We start from the raw sequence: 18,716 nt of genomic DNA on the forward strand, positions 1-18,716 counted from the left end.
TCCAAATGAATTTATGAATTGCTGTTACACTTGTAACGTCTGTGCCAGTATCTTACAATGGGGTCACGACGAATACAAGGTAATCACGAGCATCTGTGACAGAATGGAGGAATTGTTATGGCAGCGACCAATCACGCGCAAGCAATCAAAAAGGATTCACAAACTTATTTAACTACGGCCTTATTACAATTATTAAGGACTCATGATTTAGATACGATTACGGTGACCCAAGTTGTCAAGCGAGCTGGGGTCAGCCGGATGGCCTTTTACCGTAACTTTACGACACTCGAAGATCTTTTGACAGCGTACTTCGCCCCGGCGATTGCAGCGCGGTTTCAGGACGTCTTGCAGCATGTACCGGCCAATCGGAAGTTATTAGCGATGGGTCAATTTTTTAGTGATTTTGCGCCGACGTTACGACTGGCTGAGCAACGTGGTTTTGAAAATATTATTCAACAACTTTTTAACGCTAATATGACTAATTATTACCAAACAACGATGGCAAATGGGACGCTCACGGCGGTGCAACTTAAGTATTGGACAAGATTCATGAGTGCCGGGGTATACGCAATTTGGCGCGAATGGCTACTGGGTGGACAGTTGGAGTCCTTAACAACGATTCATGAATTACTAGCAACTTTGCAGACGGCAACGATGCAGGCGCTGACTCAGGCTCAAAAATGAGCAGTGGAAGAATGATCCTAAATTAGCGGTGTGAGGAGGTCGAAACGCCGATTTTAGCGTGTTGATTGGGTACTTATGAGCAATTGTAAAAGCCACCTAGCCATGCACCGGCAGAGCTCGGTGCGGTTAGGTGGCTTTTTTAATCAAATGAGCTGAGATTAAGCATCTTGGGCCGTGGCAGCAATGTCAACTTCACGGATATTGACATTTTGCGGCATGTCATACATGAACTTGACCGTGGCAGCTACGTGCTTGGGGTCCAAAGTCAGGCCACCCATGGAAGCTTTCCATGCTTCGTAATCGGACAGTGCCGACTTGCTAGTAACGTGGGTTAACAGCTCAGTTTCGGCTGCACCGGGGGCTACCAGCATGACGCGCACGTTCTTCGGCGCATTTTCTTCACGGAGTGTCTCGGATAGCCCGTGGACGCCAAACTTGGATGCAACGTAAGCGGCGTGATTGACGAACGTTTTCTTGCCAGCTAACGATGACATATTGAGAATCGTTCCATGTTCCCGGTCACGCATGTCATTTAGGACAATTTGAGTGCCGTTTAAAACACCCATCACGTTCGTATTAAGCATGGTTTGCCACTCTTGTGGGTCCTGATTTTGAACATTTCCTAGTAACATTAATCCCGCATTATTAACTAGTAAGTCGGTCTTGCCATACTTGGCTTCGGCCTTGCGAACGGCAGTTTCGAATTGGTGATAGTTGGTCACATCGACTGTGTCGATCATGGCATTTTCAAAGTTCGCAGATAAGGCGGCTAACTTTGCTTGGCGACGCCCTAATAGTAACAGTGGGTAGTTGTCAGCGGCGAATAACTTGGCAATCTCGGCACCAAAGCCAGAACTGGCTCCAGTAATGACGACTAATGGTTTCATTTTGTAATTCCTCCGTAATTTTGGATAATGGTTTTCGTTTGAATTTTCAACGATTTACAGTATACTTGGCTAGATTAAACGCGACAAGTACGCACTTTTAGGTAACCACCAATTGAGAGCAGGGAGTTAATAATGTTAAAAGAACGGGTAACTGCGCAACCACGCTACCGAAATGAATTTGATGCCACGATGCAGTTGATTCGTGGTAAGTGGAAAATCATGATTTTGTTTGAACTGGCCGAGGTTAAAGTCAGCCGTTTTGCTGACTTGCAACACCATATTCAAGCGGTAACGCATAAAACACTGGCGAGTCAATTGAAGGAATTGGAACAAGATGAGTTGATCGAACGGCATGATTTTAAGACCGCTCAGCCGCATGTCGAATACCGGTTGACCGCTAAGGGGCAGAGCTTGATTCCCATCCTAGATGCGATTTGTACCTGGGGTGATCAACATGTTGATCCAGCTTTGATTGAACGTTCACTGTGTGACGAATAGGCTAGTCTAAACGGGAGCGTGGGCTTTGTACGGCGCCATGGGAAAAGTACGTTGTCAGTCAAAAGCAACTAGCGGCGCTGTTTTGATGACCATTACTAAATAATCGCTTCAAGAATTTCTAATGACATTCTTGAAGCGATTATTTGTTATTCAACTAACTCGTGCTGTTTGAAAGCTGACAGCCAGCTATACGGGCTGTTTTATAAGATGAACCAACTATTGCCGCCGGGATGGGGGTGGGTCGTTATCATAGACGAGTACAACGCGGAATCGATGATTTGAATTAATCGATTGCCGTTACGGTGACAGCGACGACATCGCCAATGCTTTTGTGGAGTTTTGCACGAATATCCTTACGAATACCTAAGATATAACAAATACTACCATCAAGGTTTTTAACACCCATATTAACGATAGAACCGTTGTAAGGGACCTCATCGAAAGTGGCATGGACTTTGACGCGCCCCTTACCGAAAAGGTCGCGAATATCGAAGGGACAGGCCACGTAAGCCCCACCTTTGCCAATTGTTGCGGCTTGAATCGGTGCGTCAAATTGATAAGTCTTCATTATTATATGACCTCCGCCTAAGCGTAATTATGGAACGGCTTCATTTTTATAATCAGATTTCCATATTATCATAGCAAATTAGCAATTGTTGGTGAACTAAGTGGTCACTCACAACTAATTATAATTAAGGTGAACCGCTATTTGCGTGAAATATTAACCGGGTATATCGTTGGTATCAAAAATATTTATCGAAAAGTACAATTATTATACTAAATCCCCTTGCGAGCGGGGCAATCAACCGCTTATAATTAAACTGCTTTAAGTAAATTAAAAAAGGGTGTTTACATGAATTTTAAATCACAAAATCCAATTGATGCAAGTCAGTCGGAAAGATTCAAGCTTTATAAGTCGGGGAAACTTTGGCTGGTTGCTGGATTAACTTTCTTCTCATTTTTAGGAGGTTCCGTTCTTAACAATACAAACGTGCACGCTGATGCTACAAATGCAACGACAACATCGTCTTCAGCTGCAAGCACGGCCTCTAGTGCAAGTGTTGCAACGAGCTCTGCTGCTAGCGATGCGACGACTAAAGCGACCTCAGTTTCGTCAAGTGCTGCGACTCAAGTAACGAGTGCGGCAACAACTAAGACGACCAGTCAAGCAGCGACGGCATCGTCGAGTGCGGCCACTAGCCAATCGACCAGTACAGCATCTAGCTCGACTAGTCAAGCAACTAAGACGGCTTCGAGTGCAGCCACTAGTACTTCTGCAACGGCTACAAGCCAAGCAACCAGTGTCGCTTCTAGTACGGCAACCACTACTCAAGTAAGTCATACCGCAAGCAGTACTGCTGCCAGTGCTGCTTCAAGTACTGCAACGGTCAAGGCTGTTAAGGCCGCTTCAAGTACGGTAAGTAGTGCGGCGACGACCGCTACTAAAGCCACAGCTAAAGTTGCTGCCGTTGCTTATACCGCAGCAACGACGTCTTCAACGGATGTCTGGACGATTGGGGATACGACTCGGCCACGCGTTGATGTTGTTGACGTGGCGTCATATCAAAGTACCATGACGCAATCTGATTTCAATAAGTTAAAGGCTGCGGGTGTTAAGACGGTCATCGTTAAGTCGACTGAAGGCACTGATTACACGAACCCAGCTGCACTGAACCAAGCAAAGATGGCTAACAAAGCTGGCTTGAACGTTGATTTCTACCACTATGCAACGTTTAGCACGGCTGATGCGGCTAAATCTGAAGCGACTAACATGGCTGGTTTCTTAGTTAAGAACAATGTTTCAACCAAAGTTCTCTTGTTCGCTGACATGGAAGATTCATCTTCATACTCAGTTAACGCAACGGCGAACTTGAACGCGTTCTGGTCAACGTTAGATTCCTTTGGTTACAAGAATCACGGCGTTTATACGTCCAACTCATACTTATATCGGGATGCTGTTGTTAAGACAGTTGGCCAATCACGTGTATGGCGGGCCCAATACCCATACACACCTTCTGCTAATAACCTTTGGAACACCAATGATGGTGCATGGCAATTCTCCGATACGGCACTCTTACCATCTGGTTCAGATTATACCGGTTACATTGATGTCAGCATCGATTACAATGGTTTAACTGAAGATAGTGCCGGGACCAATACATTCGTAACGACAACTAGTAGCAATGATACGACGACTAGTGAAGTAACGACTGACACTAGTGCTACGACCAATACGTCAACTAGTTCAACGACTAAGAAGGCCTCTGGTTGGTATACCTTTACCAAGAACACAGCCATCAAGAGCGCTGCCAGTGACAGTGCTAAAACCGTTGGAACTTACAGCAAGGGTAACCGCGTTTACTATAATGCTGAAGTTACAACTAATGGTGAAACTTGGTTACGTTACTTAAGTTACAGTGGTAGCGAACATTTTGTTAAGATTGCCGCAGCTAAAACGACCACGACTAAGCCTGCCGCAAGCACTAGCAAGACGGTTACCAAGAATGAAACTGGCACTTACAAGTTTACTAAAACGACAGCTATCAAGGGCTCAGTTAGTGACTCAGCTAAGACTTTAGGGACTTACTACAAGGGTGACACGGTTTATTACAATGCCAAGGTTACTAAGAATGGTGAAACTTGGCTCCGTTACCTGAGTTACAGTGGTGCGCAACACTACGTTAAGATCAGTGGTGCAGCTACGTCAACGACTACCACCAAGCCAGCTACTAGTTCTAGCAAGACGGTCACTAAGGCTGAAACTGGGACTTACAAGTTTACTGGCACCACGGCCATCAAGGGTTCAGTTAATGATTCAGCCAAGACTTTAGGGACTTACTACAAGGGTGATACGGTTTATTACAATGCCAAAGTCACTAAGAACGGCCAAACTTGGCTTCGTTACTTGAGTTACAGTGGTGCGCAACACTACGTTAAGATTAGTGGTGCAGCCACAACAACGACGACGTCAAGCAAGTCAACGGCTACGGCTAGTGCTAAGACAGTTGCGCAAAGCGGGACTTACAAGTTTGCTAAGACGACTGCCATCAAGTCTTCAGCAAGTGACGCCGCGTCAACTGTTGGGACTTACTACAAAGGCAATACGGTCAATTACAACGCCAAAGTAACGACTAACGGTCAAACTTGGTTACGTTACACGAGTTACAGTGGTGCGCAACACTACGTTAAGGTCAGTGGCGGTGCTGCAACGACCACGTCATCTTCAGCAAGTAAGACGACGGCGGCTGCTGGTACGTACACGTTCAAGACCACAACGAATATTCGGACCGCTGCTAGTCTAAATGCCTCAGTTGTTGGCCAATACTACGCGGGCGAATCCGTTTATTATATCGGAACGGTTTCTGCGGACGGCTATCAATGGCTGAAGTACTTATCTAACTCTGGTGCTTACCATTACGTTGCTAAGATTGGCTAACAATTAGTTACCAATTACTAGTGCAATAACAAAACAGGCTTTGAGATCACGTCAAGCGACGCGATTTCAAAGCCTGTTTTGTTGTGTGATTGAGTTAGTGGCCTGTTCATCTTATTTTGACAAAAGTCGGCATAGACGCACTTGACAAAAAGTTTATACTGATTCGAACTTCTTTCAGTGGGCCTAAGCTGGTAGCTTTTGACACTAAAAGTTTGAAGCATGCTTCGTATTCAAGCACGTGTAATCGGTGCTGTAGTGAGGGGCTAATGTTTATAAAACAACTAAGCCACCAGCACCGTTGTCGTAGTCAGGTTTCTGAGCAGTGACAACCAGTTTTTCGTTAACAAAGGCCATTAAGCCCAGGCTGCTTAACTCGCGACCATAGCCGGAGCCCTTGACGCCACCAAATGGTAGTTCTGGTAAGGAGCTGAGGAAGGTGTTAACGAAGACCATCCCAGTTTCAATTTGTTGGGCAACCGCTTTGCCATGCGCCGCAGTTCCGGCGAAGACGATGCCACCTAAGCCCAGTTCAGAGTTGTTGGCTAAATCGATAGCTGCTTGTTCAGAATCAACTTTGAAGACTTGGGCAACTGGACCGAACATTTCTTCGTAAAAGAGGGGGTTGTCTTGATCAATGTCCGTTAAGATGGTTGGTTGGAAGAATTGGCCAGGTAAGTCGATTGGTTCGTTGCCATAAGCAACGGTTGCACCACCGGCAATGGCCCGGTCAACTTGGTCTTGTAGCTTTTCCTTAGCGCGTTTGGAATTCATCGGTGCCAGGGTAGTTTGTGGGTCCATAGGATCGCCAGGGACTAATTTGGCAAAACGTTCCTTCAACTTTGCTAAGAAATCATCGTACACATCCGCAGCGACAATAAAGCGTTTTGATGAGGTGCAGACTTGCCCAGCGTTGTATAACCGGACCCGCCATGCTAAGTTGACTGCTTCGTCAATATCAGCATCCGCTAAGACGACGAAAGCGTCCGAACCACCTAATTCCATAGAACTCTTCTTCAAGTTTGCACCGGCCGCTTTGGCAACCGCTTGTCCACCACGCTTAGAACCAGTCAGTGCGACGCCTTGGATGCGGGGGTCGGCAATAATATCGCTAACTTGATCATAGTTTAAGAAGAGGTTCGTTAGACTACCAGCGGGAGCACCAGCTTCTTCGACAATCTTGGCGAAGGCCGCAGCCGATCCCGGTGTATTAGAGGCGTGCTTTAAAATCATTGGATTGCCGACCATGTAGTTCGGTGCGAAGACCCGCATGATTTGGTAGTATGGGAAGTTCCAAGGTTCGACCAACATCAGGACACCGGTTGCTTGTTTTTCAATTTCGGCATCGCCCGTTGCTTGAGTGCTGATTGGGGTCGGTGCCAATAATTCAGCACCGTGATCAGCATAGTAATCAGCAATCATGGCGCATAGTTCGACTTCACCTTGAGATTCACTCAGTAATTTACCCATGTCGATTGTTGCAATTTTAGCTAATTCATCTTTATGTTCACGTAACAGTGCGGCAATCTTATGGAGGCTGGCTGCACGGGAACTAACGGGTTCATGACGCCATTGGTGATAAAGGGCGTCGCCGGTAGTTAAGGCCTGTTCGATTTGGTCAGTGGTTGCGTTGTCGTAAGTTTTAACAACTTCATTGGTATATGGATTAATTGTTTGATAAGCCATAGTAAACTCCTCCTATAAATGTTCAGGTATTGTAAACGGTTAATCTGCGATTGTATGGGACTGGTAACCGCCTTCACTATTGTACGCTACCACAAAAGTACGGACAAAGTCAGCTAATTTGACTTGACCAGCGCTAGTGTCAGAAGCATTTAGATCTGCATAAAGTCCTTCAGGTTCGCGCTGATAACGACTAGTTTGGACTAATGAAGCGGCAATTTTAACGGGAACACCGTGGTTCGTCAAGTTAGCTTGATATTGTTCATCTGAGATTTGTACCCATTGTAGATCGGGCATGTTTAAGGCGTCGCGCAGATCAGCAACGAATTGGTCACCGGTGAACGTATCACTGAAGGCATACTTGACGGTGATACCGGCTGGCGTGTGATCAATTAGGGGATAAACGACACTGGCAATGTCCTCGGGCGCAACGTATTTTTGTGCTGAAGCAGCAGGCGTGCTGGAATAAATTTTATGTTCAGCCTTGATTGTTGCTAAGTTACCGAACAAGTTAGCATAAAATCCGGTTGGACGGACAAAAGCCAGGTTAACCCCGTCAAGTTGTCGTAATTCATGTTCAATTAAGTTGTAAGCATGCAGCGAGCCAGCCACTTCATCGGCATCTGCGCCGATGCTACTGAGGTTGACGACGTTGGTGACGCCGGCATTTTCAATTGCCTGTTTCCAAATTTTAGCCTGAGCCACGGCCCCTTCGAAGGGATCATCACCGATACCACCAGAAAGCATGAGATAAACCACATCTTTGTCAGTAAAAGTGGTGGATAAGAAATCAACATCAGTCATTGTACCAATGGCGGCATGGGCGCCGACAGCTTCAATTGAAGCTTGGCGCTTAGGACTAGTTGAGATAACGGTGACGTCATGACCGGCTTGGACGAGCTTAGGAACAACGATCCGATTAATGTTTCCTAATGAACCTAACATTGCAATTTTCATAATTATAGAACCTCTTTAAAATTTGATTTTTATTTTTAAAAGATAAATCTATCTTTCAACGATTACTAGTTTAAAAGATAAATCTATCTTTGTCAAGCTTGAAAAAGATATTTTTATCTTTTATACTGAAGACATGAAGAAAAAAGATATGAACAAACAAGTTAAGATTCAAGATGCGGTTGCGGCTATCATTCTCGCTGAGGGTCCAGCCGGGGTTTCAACGACTAAGGTGGCTAAGCGCGTCGGCATTGCACAATCCAATGTTTATCTCTACTTTAAGAATAAACAGGCTCTGATCGATAGTGTCTATGCGCGTGAGACGAACCGAATTCTTAGTACTACCGACTTAGACCGATTAAGTGATTCAACAATCGATGTGACGACTCGGATTCGATTATATGTACAGCAGGTGTATGACTATTCGTTAGCCAATCCAGATAGCTTGACGATCATTCAACAGATCAAGGCATTGAATGGACAGGGGATGACGATTTCGGCGGCGGATGCCGATCCGAATAATATTGTCGCTAACTTATTAACGGCGGCTATCGATGCTAAGGTGATTAAGCAGTTACCGGTTAGTTTGCATATGGGGGTCGTGTTTTCAACTATTCATACGCATACGACGAATATCAGTAAGGGACGGTATGCTCAGGACCAATATACATTTGGTGATATTTTCCAAATGATTTGGGACGCGATGAAACAAGATTAGGAGGTTTAATGACAAAAGACGCGACTTAATTGATAGGCACGAGTGGATATCAATTAGGTCGCGTCTTTTTTTGCGTTCATGTAGCGATTAGTCGTCTTGAAATGACGGTTTAGTATCTTAAAGGCTGGTTGAATAATTCGGTTCATTGTGTATTCTTTTCAAGTGTCGGTGAGTGTTTTAAACTGTAGGTACCAGTTTGAGCAACCAATATGTAAGGGGGACTTTGATGGTACAGTGGGCAAAACGATTCAGTGAAACGAAGGAACCGGTTGTATTGATTAGTCATAATCAAAATAGGTGTGCCGGCAAAATAGTGGTGTTAATGATGAGTAGGCTGGAGTTGTGGGGTAGCTGATGAAGATTATTTTTGTGCAAACGCTGTTCCTATTCTTGTTTGTTAAGGTGCTTTTGCGTGATTGGCGGGTACTTAGTATTTGGGATATCAGTTATGCGGTGGTCAGTAGCCTAGTGAGCGGCTGGATTTTTTCAGTAATCGGGCAATATGCAGCATTGCCATTATTGGGACTGGTGGTGCTGTTTACTTGGTGGCATACACATAGCTTCAGTGAGTCATTATTTGTTAGCCTACAGGTGATTATCTGGTCAATTGTCGTCGATCATATCAGTTCACTTTTAACGTATATGTTGAAATTAGATGACGGGTATCTTTTGATTTTTATGGGATTACAGCTGGTTGGTTTAATCACATTGAATCTGATTTTAATGAATACGCATATCCAGACGACATTCAATCGTCCCAGACTGAACCGGGTTACGGCCTTGCTGCTACTCGCCATCTATTTATACATTATTGTCAGCGAGGGCCTCGACAGTGAATTGAGAATGGTCGTCAGTAACTTAGTTGTGTTGTTGGTCGTTATGGGGCTCGCGATTGCCATCTATGATGAGTATCGGGTTACGATTCGGGCCAAGTACCAGGTTCAACAACAACGCCTGCAAATCAAAAATGATACACGGTACATGCATGAAATCGAAACGCATTATAATGAATTGCGCCGGTTTCGTCATGATTATCAGAATATAATGTTGTCGATTAATGAGTATTTGAAAACGGATGATTTGGCAGGCTTACAGCAATATTACCAACAAAATATTGCCCCAGTGACCAAGCGCGTTTCGGATGAGCAGTATAATCTCGAAGATTTAAGTCGTGTTCAGGTCAAATCGGTCAAGAGTATTCTATTTAGCAAACTCAGCTATGCGCAATCACAGGGAGTTAAAGTTCAATTTGACTTGAAGCAAGTGCTTAATGGGGTAACGACGAATGAATTAGACTTGGCAATTGCGCTAGGTATTATTTTAGATAACGCGATTGAAGCCACGGCCGGTCACTATCACGGTGAGCTGATGAGCGCCATTTTTGTTACGGCCCACAGTACGGTGTTCTTAGTTCAAAATAACGTTTTTGATTCCTTGCCACCTTTATGGCAGCTAAAGGAAGCGGGGTATTCGACTAAGGGACAAGAGCGGGGCTTAGGCTTGAGTCAGCTCAGCGCCATTGTTAATCGAAATGAAAATATGATATTGGAAACGCGGTTATTGGCCTCAGCCTTTGTTCAGCGTTTAACGGTAAAGCGGGAATGATAAAATGATCAAAGTATATATTTGTGAAGATGATACTAAACAGTTACAAACCTTGCAGCAACTGGTCAGTAAAGTGATTATTGATCGTCAATTGGATATGGGATTTGGCCTAACGAGTGTCGATCCGCATGAAATATTAGCGCATGTCAAAAGTCAGCAACCAACTCAAGCCGTCTTTCTTTTAGATATTGCGTTGAATTCGGATATTAATGGCATTCAGCTTGCCAGTCAAATTCGTGATTTAGGCATCCGAAGTAAGATTATCTTTGTGACGACGCATACGGAGCTATCATTGACGGTGTTTCAGTATCAAGTGGAAGCCCTGGATTTTATCTTGAAGGATTTTCCGGATCGCTTATACGAGCGATTAAATACCGTCTTACGCGTGGCACAGGAGCGTTTCAAAGCTGAAGACAATGATCAAAATAGTTATATCCAAATCAAAATTGGCGAGACGATTCGATCGTTGGACGTGCAACACGTGTTATTTTTTGAAAGTTCAATGAGTCCACATAAGATTATCGTTCATTTAGATGATGGTGAACTTGAATATTACGGTTTATTAAAGGATGTGCCGGATTTGAATTCTGATTTTTATCGTTGTCATAAGTCATATGTCGTTAATCTGACCCGCATTCGGTCATTGGATAAACGGTATCGTCAACTAACGATGGCTAACGGTGAAACCGTCCTGTGTTCCGCAGCGGCCAGTCGCTACTTAGTAAGGCAGATTGGCAAAAACAATCGCTGATTGAAATCTTAGTCGATTTATATTGACGGCAGTAAAATTCAGATTGGCAAGATTCGGTTTGCTAACTAGTAAAATAATCGTTTCAGCAATTTGATTTCCCTGAAACGGTTATTTTTTTACGCTTTATTCAGGTGTATTGAATTATGAACCTGAGCTGGGCCGTTCCAATCAATTCGCTTGCGTTTATTTTGAACTTATCTTCAACGGGCCAAATAAGGTCTTAATGGTTAGTCTGCCTGTCTTAAAACGGCCGTTGCGACGGGCCACACTAAATTATAATTAGAAGCAACCAGTTTGAATCAAGTGGGTTATGTTCGCTACAAGTGCGGCTGTTAATTATGGTCAAGGCGGGCTTGCCGTTATTCCGCAAGTCAAATCGCTGTACTGGGCATTGCCTATGATTTGAGCGTGACTTGTGATTGGTCACTAACGATAATATTGGTGATTAGTCGTAATAACTTAAGTGTGGGAGTGAATAGAATGTGTGGATTGGTTGGGTGCTTAACGGATCGGCGAAAAGTTGATAATGCCGCGTATGATCAGGTTGTGCGGGAAATGACTAAAATGATTGTGCATCGGGGCCCGGATGATGAGGGTTACTTTGCGGATGATAATATCACGATGGGGTTTCGCCGATTAAGTATTATTGATTTGGCGGGTGGTCATCAACCGCTGTCATATGATAATGAACGTTATTGGCTAACGTTTAATGGTGAGATTTATAACTACGTTGAGCTACGTGAACAGTTAATTCAAGAGGGCTACACGTTTAAGACGGATTCCGATTCGGAAGTGATCTTAGGAATGTACGCCAAATACCAGGCCAAGTTGACGACCTATCTGCGGGGAATGTTTGCCTTTGTAATCTGGGATAAGCAGGAAAAAACGTTATTCGCGGCGCGTGACCAATTTGGAATCAAACCGTTTTATTATGCGATTGCCGGGGATGATTTTTACTATGCGTCTGAGAGTAAGGCGATTTATAAGATTTTAAAAGATAAGCATTTTGATCAAGAGGCATTACAAGATTATTTGACGTTCCAATATGTGCCGGAAACTGAGACCCTGACAAAGGAAATCAAGATGCTGGCGCCGGGCTGTTCATTAACAAAACAGTTGGGACACGCGCCGCAAATCAAGCGTTATTATCATCGGGAGTTTCATCCAGTCGTCCGTTCTGAACAGGACTACGCGACACGGCTTAAGGAGACGTTGATTGATTCGGTTAAGATCCATATGCGTTCCGATGTCCCAGTTGGGGCGTTCTTATCGGGCGGGATTGATTCGTCAATTGTGGTGGCGATTGCCAAGCAGTTCAATCCAAATCTCAAGACGATCTCGGTGGGCTTTGAACGACCTGGCTATAGTGAATTAGACGTCGCACAGGAAACGGCTGCTAAGTTGAATGTCGATAACGTCCAAATGACCATCACGCCGGAAGCATTCATGGCAGCCTTTCCACATTTTGTCTGGAGCATGGATGATCCGTTAGCTGATCCGGCCGCTGTCCCGCAGTATTTCTTGACTAAGGAAGCCGTCAAGCACGTTAAAGTTTGTCTCACCGGTGAAGGGGCTGATGAACTTTTTGGCGGGTATACGATTTATCATGAACCCGAATCCTTGAAAGCCTTTCGGTATACGAAGCCAATCAACGGGGCCCTTCAACGGATAGCCGCGATGATGCCAGCAGGAATGCGGGGTCGTTCGTTGCTTATGCGGGGGACGACACCGTTAGAGAAGCGATACGTTGGCAATGCGTTTATCTTCAATGAAACTGAGAAGCAACAGTTCATGAAGCACTACAATCGTGACCATTCGTTCCAACAGACAACCCGGGTATTTTACGATGAAGCCAAGCACTATGATTTAATCTCTAAGATGCAATTTATCGATATGCACACGTGGTTAAATGGGGATTTGTTGCATAATGCGGACCGGACGGCGTTAGCCCACAGCCTTGAATTGCGGACACCCTTTGTTGACCGGGACGTGTTCAATCTGGCAGCGGAAATTCCAGCCAACTTGCGAATTAGCCACGGTACGACGAAGTACATTTTACGAAAAGCGGTTGAAGATATTGTACCCGCGCACGTGTTATATCGCAAAAAGCTTGGTTTCCCAGTACCGATTCGGTTGTGGCTCAAAGATGAGATGTACGATTGGGCTAAAAATATTATTGTGACGTCGCAAACCGATCAGTATTTTGACAAGACATATTTCTTAAAACTATTGGATGACCATCGAGCGGGTGTTCGTGATAATTCGCGTCAATTGTGGACCGTGCTGACCTTCATGATGTGGCATAAGTTATACGTGGAAGCTGATATGTTAATGGATAGTGTAACGGCCAATCATCTTGCTGAGCAAGTCGAAATCGGTTAAGCTGTTCATATTAAAGCTAAATAAGAACTCGTTCAACGTGCCAATGAGAATAAAAATCATCCAGCGACCTGATTGTCTTAATACAAATAGGTTGCTGGATGATTTATTTTGGTGGTTTTGTAGTTGTTTCGTTAGTCGATGACGACTTTAGTGCCATACTTGATGTTGTTATAGACCCACTTGGAATCTGCAACGCTCAGATGAATGCAACCGTGTGAAGACGGTCGCTTGCCAAGATCAGCAGCGTCTGATTTGATAAAGTGACCTTGGGCATCTACGGGTGTGGAGTGGAACAAATATTCACCATGGTTGAGCCATGAGACCCAGTAATAGGCACCTTCATCAACACTAGCGCTATAAAAATATTTTCCCCGTTCGGCTTGCACATGATAGGTGCCACGGGGTGTTTTGCGGTCAGCAGTTGGCACGCCACTGGATGCATACATTGTATAGAGAACGTGGTGATGGTTCATCAAGTATAGCCGTTGTTTAGCCAACGATACGTGAATCCATAAGTCCGGATAGCGGTTGACATTGGGATACGCGACTGTTTCGGATGATTGACGCCAGTTGATTGGTGTGCGCATGACCGTTGATTTAGCCGTGGTTTTGGCTTTCGTTTTTGACACGACTTTTTTTGTGGTTACCGTTGATTGGCTAGGTCTGTGGGCATCACCAACAACTTTGACAGTGCCGACCGCCAGTAAGCCGATAACTAAAGTGATGCTAGTTAATAAAATTAATGTTGATTTGCGTTGCATGTTGCGCCCCCATAGTTGGTTGGTTCTGTCTGGCTCTGACTTGATAGTTAGTGGTAATAGTCAATACTGACCATTCAATCAAGACCTTCTCAGTAAAAGTGGAAACCAATCGTATATTACCGTTATAGCTTTCTGAAAGTGAAAATGCAACCCAGTCGAATGCTGGGTAAGTCGGTTTTACGAACAAATCGGGGTCGCGATAGTGTAAAGCGGGCATATTCAGGCTTTAAGTCAATTAACACAGCCTAAAATGACAATAATTGGTCTTCAAATAACACTGAAAATAAACAATAAATTCCAACTAAAAGTAGGAAGGCCGCCGGTGAAAATCGGGACGATTCATTGCTAGCACTCTGAGTCGCCTATTAATGAGGTTCCTGAACTAGTGACGGTTAAGTGGATTTAAAAGATAGTGACATAAAGAAAAACACTCAGCCTAGCGATAGGACAACCGAATTGGTGGTCATTGTTAAGCCGCTAAGCTTAGTGTTTTCGATGACCGTTTAAGACGACTACGGGTCATTTAGTTATTAATTTTGAACGCAATGCCGGTCGGTGCTTTTTGCGGGCCGCGCTAACCAAATTAGACCTAACAATAGGACTAAGCTAACAGCAACCATGATGGCACCAAAGATCGGTGTCCAGCCTAAGCCAAGGTTGGTCGTGACTTGACCACCAATACCGGAGCCGAGTGCGATACCGACGTTAAAAGCGGAAATATTTAACGCTGAGGCCATCGTAATATCGTGTGGTGTATTCTGTTCAGCTAACTGAACAATATAGAGTTGGAGCCCAGGGACGTTCATGAAGGCAAAGATTCCCATCAGTAGGACGGTCAATAGTCCTAACCAGTGACTGTACCCGGTGACACTTAGAATGAGTAAGGTGATGAGTAACCCACTGAACATCTTGAATAGTGCAATTAAGGGCCGTGCATTGGCCCAACGACCACCCAGTGTATTACCAAGGGCGACCATTAAGCCGTAAACGACTAGAATCAAAACGACAGCGCTCGCTGACCAATGCATCTGCTGTTCTAGTAGTGGTGATAGGTAGGTGTAAACTACGAAGGTACCACCGTATCCCAGCGCCGTGACGAGTAAGGCGAACAGTAGTTGTGGATTAGTGAGTACGCGGATAATCCCCCGGACCGTGGCTTTACTGGGTAACGGCAGATTACGTGGAATTAACCAGTAATCAGCTAACAAACCAATGACACCAATCATGCTAATAAAGATAAAGGACCAGCGCCAACCGCCTAATTGACCAATCATCGTTCCCAACGGAACACCAGTAACCGTTGCGACAGTCAGTCCTGTAAACATGATGGCAATCGCCGAGGCCCGTTTGGCAGGTGCGACCACGTCAGCGGCAATTACTGAGGCGACGGTCATAAAAATACCGTGAGCCAAAGCGGCCACGACCCGGCCTGCAAGTAAGACACCAAAGGTTGGGGCACTTGCTGCGAGTAAGTTACCAATAATAAATAAAATCATAATTAACATCATCAAGCGGTGACGGTTAAGCCGACCGGTGAGTAATGTCATGACGGGCGCGCCAATCATGATACCAATGGCATAGATCGAGACGGTCAGCCCAGCTTGCGCCAAGTTGATGTGAAAGTTGCTAACGAGTAGTGGCATTAAACCAACACTAATAAATTCCGTTGACCCAATGGCGAAGGCACTGATTGCGAGTGCAAAAAGTGTCCAACTGGGATTAAACTGTTTTGTCATAAGATAAGCCTCCTGCTATTGCTAAGTTAATAAATAATGATTATACTAGCAAGTGAATTTTAGACAAGTACCGACTTTAAAGTGGGATACCCACTAAAAAGTAAGTATGGAATGGAGGGACAATTATTGGAAACCAAAACGTATCATATTGGGGTCGAGGCCACAATGGAAATTATTGGGGGTAAGTGGAAATCAATTATTCTGTGCCATCTGCGTACTCAGACGATGCGGACGAGCGAATTGGAACGCGCGATTCCACAAATCTCGCAGAAAATGTTAGTACAACAACTTAGAGAGTTGGAAGCCGCTAATATTGTGACGCGCAAAGTGTACCAACAAGTGCCACCGCGCGTGGAATACGGACTAAGTGATTATGGCCGGAGTTTGTCCGTTGTCTTACATGAGCTGTGCGTGTGGGGTGAGGATAATATTGATCGCCGCCGAGCTGCGGGTGAAGAGATTGCCTTGTTACATCGAGACGATTTATAGACAATGAGTTTAAATTAAAAATGGTGCGTCAAGAATGAAAACATTCTGGCGCACCATTTTTGATTAGGGGGAGTTAATGTTGGGTCGGTTGACGACTAAATAAACAACAAATCAGTGGAGTTAACTTATTGCTACTAGCTATTGTGTAGGGATTTGGCTAGGAGTTCATCTGCGAAACTCACTGGGTTGTTACTAAAGAACTGCGGGGGTATTTTACTATGCTTACTAAATATATAGAAATTCGCACAAATTCTGTACTAACCAGATTTAGTTTTGAAACTTAATATTAGTAGTAATGACTCCGCTTACATTTTCAAATGGTTATGATAAGCTTAGATTATTGACGATAAATAGACTGGAGTTGGTGAGTATGACGAAGGCAGTTATTTTTGATTTAGATGGATTATTGATTGATAGCGAGGTTATTTCATTAAAGATGTATCAACGAATCGTACAGGATTATGGGCAGACGCTTTCCATGGCGACTTATGCACAGGAATACAGTGGTAAGTCGGCGGTGACGAATATGCAACACTTGATTGAACGTTTTGACTTGCCGTTTAATGTTGATACTGGATTAAAGCGGGCGTTAACGTTGGAAAAGACGTTTATGCAGGATGGCGTTGAGCTCAAACCGGGAGCACGGGTGTTGTTACAGTTTTTACACCGGAATCATTATTCAGTGGCCTTAGCTTCATCTAGTATCAAGTCGCGGGCATTAGACATTTTGACGTCCCATGATGTGGCGCAATATTTCGACCAGTTTACCTTCGGACCGGATGTCGATCGTGGTAAGCCATATCCAGATATATTTTTGATGGCATGCGCCAAACTCCAACAACAACCTGCAGATTGTTTGGTTCTGGAAGACAGTGAAGCTGGCATTCAAGCGGCGACGTCCGCGAAGATTCCGGTAATTTGTGTGCCGGATATGAAACGGCCTAACCAGCCCTATGCTGATCAGGCGACTGCGATTGTACCGTCGTTAACGGATGTGATAACGCATTTAAAATCAGTTCGATAAGATTCAGTTGTAATTAAAGCATAAAGATTATTAAATTATCAATAAGGAGCGGTTGTCCGATAGAAAAACTGCTATACTACGAGGCGTAAATAAATCGCTGACAAGTTAGCCAGTGGAACGAAGGAGTCTTGATCAATGAAGAAATTGATGATTGCTGTAACTGGTTTAGCCATGGTGGCAACGCTGGGAGCAGCGGTACCCGTTACAGGGATTACAGCGAATGCGGCGACTAAGAAGACAACGGCTACGAAGAATGTCGCACCAAGTTTGAAGGTCAATGCAATTTACAATAATACGACGCAAATTACAGGTACGGCAACCAAGGGCGCTAAGATCACCGTAAAAAGTACGGCCAACGCCAAGAAAAATCTTGGAACTGCAACGGCCTCTAAAACGACGGGAAAGTACACGGTTAAATTAGCCAAGACATTGAAGGCGCAAAGCAATGTTTATGTGTACGCCACGAATCCAACGACTAAGGCTTATTTCTACCGCGTCATCCGTGTTCAGACTGCCAAAACTACTGCCTCTTCAACTAAGAAGACGACTAACAAGACAACCACGACTAAGAAAGTGGCAACTAAATCGACGGCGGCCACTTCGTCATCCAAGAAGACGACTAAATCGTTTAAAGTCAACGCGCCAGCGGGTACTTGGAAGTCGAATACGACTAACAAGTACTCCCAAATCTTAACGTTTAGCGCTAAGAATGGATTTAATCAGACGCTTTATAAGAATGGCAAACAAGTTAAAAAGCTGGTCTCGTATGCGAGTTATAGCATGACTGCCAAGACGCCAACGTTCTGGAAAGTCAGCTATAAGTCAGGCTCGACTACTAAGACCCTATATTTACGCTATACAGCAACTAATAAGTTTACGGTCGTTAATGCTAAAAATCAGATCGTTAAAGTTAAGGTTGGCAATGCCCCAGCAGCTGTTTGGACGTTTACCAAGAAGTGACGGGTCGTTAAATATCTTAAGTACGAACAATTCCTCGGTATTTTGGGGAATTGTTTTTTTGTTGCTTGCTGATCAATTAGATTGAACGTGGCCTAGTGAATATTAAAATAATTGAAAAAACGCAGATAGCTTATCGTCATTAGCAGGTTAG

General features: G+C 44.4%; 16 protein-coding genes. 10 read left to right on the forward strand and 6 right to left on the reverse strand.

Going from position 1 to position 18,716, the window contains the following annotated elements; all coding sequences use genetic code 11:
* The first annotated feature begins 117 nt into the window (after window positions 1-117).
* Window positions 118-684 carry a TetR/AcrR family transcriptional regulator gene (locus E5260_RS02345; RefSeq protein WP_003642343.1) on the forward strand — a complete coding sequence of 189 codons (567 nt, stop codon included), beginning with the start codon at window positions 118-120 and terminating at the stop codon, window positions 682-684.
* A gap of 158 nt (window positions 685-842) precedes the next feature.
* Here E5260_RS02345 and E5260_RS02350 read toward each other — a convergent pair whose 3' ends face one another.
* Window positions 843-1,571, reverse strand: coding sequence for an SDR family oxidoreductase (locus tag E5260_RS02350; protein WP_003642342.1), 729 nt, complete (start codon window positions 1,569-1,571; stop codon window positions 843-845).
* Between the two features lie 132 nt (window positions 1,572-1,703).
* On the opposite strand from E5260_RS02350, the gene E5260_RS02355 reads away from it, so the two are divergent.
* Window positions 1,704-2,069 carry a winged helix-turn-helix transcriptional regulator gene (locus tag E5260_RS02355; RefSeq protein ID WP_003642341.1) on the forward strand — a complete coding sequence of 122 codons (366 nt, stop codon included), beginning with the start codon at window positions 1,704-1,706 and terminating at the stop codon, window positions 2,067-2,069.
* A gap of 283 nt (window positions 2,070-2,352) precedes the next feature.
* Here the strand turns inward: E5260_RS02355 and E5260_RS02360 are convergent, their stop codons facing one another.
* A complete protein-coding gene (locus E5260_RS02360; RefSeq protein ID WP_003642340.1) occupies window positions 2,353-2,637 on the reverse strand; it encodes a DUF1905 domain-containing protein in 285 nt (94 codons plus the stop codon).
* A gap of 285 nt (window positions 2,638-2,922) precedes the next feature.
* Here E5260_RS02360 and E5260_RS02365 point away from each other — a divergent pair, with 285 nt between their 5' ends.
* The gene (locus E5260_RS02365) at window positions 2,923-5,505 is read left to right on the forward strand and encodes an SH3 domain-containing protein (protein WP_003642339.1); all 2,583 of its coding nucleotides are present in this window, start codon (window positions 2,923-2,925) and stop codon (window positions 5,503-5,505) included.
* Window positions 5,506-5,775: 270 nt separating this feature from the next.
* On the opposite strand, the gene E5260_RS02370 is transcribed toward E5260_RS02365, so the two are convergent.
* Complete coding sequence (locus E5260_RS02370) at window positions 5,776-7,188, reverse strand: NAD-dependent succinate-semialdehyde dehydrogenase (protein WP_003642338.1); 1,413 nt, start codon at window positions 7,186-7,188, stop codon at window positions 5,776-5,778.
* Between the two features lie 39 nt (window positions 7,189-7,227).
* Window positions 7,228-8,142, reverse strand: coding sequence for an NAD(P)H-binding protein (locus tag E5260_RS02375; protein WP_003642337.1), 915 nt, complete (start codon window positions 8,140-8,142; stop codon window positions 7,228-7,230).
* 133 nt (window positions 8,143-8,275) lie between these two features.
* On the opposite strand from E5260_RS02375, the gene E5260_RS02380 reads away from it, so the two are divergent.
* The 4 genes from E5260_RS02380 (at window position 8,276) to asnB (ending at window position 13,595) form a co-directional block, all read left to right on the forward strand.
* Window positions 8,276-8,857 carry a TetR/AcrR family transcriptional regulator gene (locus tag E5260_RS02380; RefSeq protein ID WP_003642336.1) on the forward strand — a complete coding sequence of 194 codons (582 nt, stop codon included), beginning with the start codon at window positions 8,276-8,278 and terminating at the stop codon, window positions 8,855-8,857.
* Window positions 8,858-9,211: 354 nt separating this feature from the next.
* Window positions 9,212-10,462, forward strand: coding sequence for a GHKL domain-containing protein (locus E5260_RS02385; RefSeq protein WP_003642334.1), 1,251 nt, complete (start codon window positions 9,212-9,214; stop codon window positions 10,460-10,462).
* Between the two features lie 4 nt (window positions 10,463-10,466).
* Window positions 10,467-11,213, forward strand: a complete 747-nt coding sequence (locus tag E5260_RS02390; protein ID WP_003642333.1) for a LytR/AlgR family response regulator transcription factor — start codon at window positions 10,467-10,469, stop codon at window positions 11,211-11,213.
* A gap of 480 nt (window positions 11,214-11,693) precedes the next feature.
* Window positions 11,694-13,595: an asparagine synthase (glutamine-hydrolyzing) gene (gene asnB / locus E5260_RS02395; protein ID WP_003642332.1), complete on the forward strand. Its 1,902-nt coding sequence runs from the start codon at window positions 11,694-11,696 to the stop codon at window positions 13,593-13,595.
* Window positions 13,596-13,726: 131 nt separating this feature from the next.
* On the opposite strand, the gene E5260_RS02400 is transcribed toward asnB, so the two are convergent.
* Window positions 13,727-14,356, reverse strand: a complete 630-nt coding sequence (locus E5260_RS02400; RefSeq protein WP_003642331.1) for a L,D-transpeptidase — start codon at window positions 14,354-14,356, stop codon at window positions 13,727-13,729.
* A gap of 530 nt (window positions 14,357-14,886) precedes the next feature.
* Window positions 14,887-16,092, reverse strand: a complete 1,206-nt coding sequence (locus E5260_RS02405) for an MFS transporter (protein WP_003642330.1) — start codon at window positions 16,090-16,092, stop codon at window positions 14,887-14,889.
* Window positions 16,093-16,203: 111 nt separating this feature from the next.
* On the opposite strand from E5260_RS02405, the gene E5260_RS02410 reads away from it, so the two are divergent.
* The 3 genes from E5260_RS02410 to E5260_RS02420 all read left to right on the forward strand — a co-directional run bounded on the left by E5260_RS02410 (window position 16,204) and on the right by E5260_RS02420 (window position 18,565).
* Entirely contained in the window at window positions 16,204-16,581 is a 378-nt protein-coding gene (locus E5260_RS02410; protein WP_003642329.1) for a winged helix-turn-helix transcriptional regulator, read from the forward strand.
* Window positions 16,582-16,951: 370 nt separating this feature from the next.
* A complete protein-coding gene (locus tag E5260_RS02415) occupies window positions 16,952-17,605 on the forward strand; it encodes an HAD family hydrolase (protein ID WP_003643386.1) in 654 nt (217 codons plus the stop codon).
* A gap of 135 nt (window positions 17,606-17,740) precedes the next feature.
* Window positions 17,741-18,565: an Ig-like domain-containing protein gene (locus E5260_RS02420; protein WP_003642327.1), complete on the forward strand. Its 825-nt coding sequence runs from the start codon at window positions 17,741-17,743 to the stop codon at window positions 18,563-18,565.
* Window positions 18,566-18,716 lie beyond the last annotated feature (151 nt).

It is taken from the genome of Lactiplantibacillus plantarum, from assembly GCF_014131735.1.
Taxonomy (GTDB): Bacteria; Bacillota; Bacilli; order Lactobacillales; family Lactobacillaceae; genus Lactiplantibacillus; species Lactiplantibacillus plantarum.